Below are 379 nucleotides of genomic sequence, written 5' to 3'. Positions count from 1 at the left end.
GACTTCACGCAGGCATCAGCGGTAACCGCAGCCAGATAACCATCCCATGACGTTGGGCCTGCCGGCGGCAATCCTGCGTTCAGGCGATCGAAGAAATCCTGGAACTCAATGTCGTAGGCATCAATAAAGCGCTGTTTCCAGTCAACCAGGATGTCGGTGCTATACTTCGCCGCTTTCCGTACCGCGGCGCTGGCGACGGTTGGCAGCTCCGCCATTCCTTTCTCGCCGGTAACATCGCAGTGAATGTCGTAGCCATACTGGCAGTTCACAAACACTTCAACCACAATATTGATGCCGGAGGTGGTTTCCATTACAACCAGCTGCGGATCACGCAGAGTGGTCACCAGGCTGGACTGACGCGGGAAGTAAACCTTAACGG

At 55.4% G+C, this 379-nt stretch carries 1 pseudogene; it reads right to left on the bottom strand.

Annotated elements, in window-relative coordinates:
- A pseudogene (gene iolG1, locus EVJ28_RS14000) lies at positions 1–379 on the bottom strand (inositol 2-dehydrogenase IolG1); the annotation flags it as partial.

Origin of the sequence: Exiguobacterium sp. SH3S3, from assembly GCF_004337115.1 — a bacterium.
Lineage (GTDB): Bacteria > Bacillota > Bacilli > Exiguobacteriales > Exiguobacteriaceae > Exiguobacterium > Exiguobacterium aurantiacum_A.
Note: the sequence above shows the minus strand (reverse complement) of the source record. Positions and strands in the feature narration are given on the sequence as shown.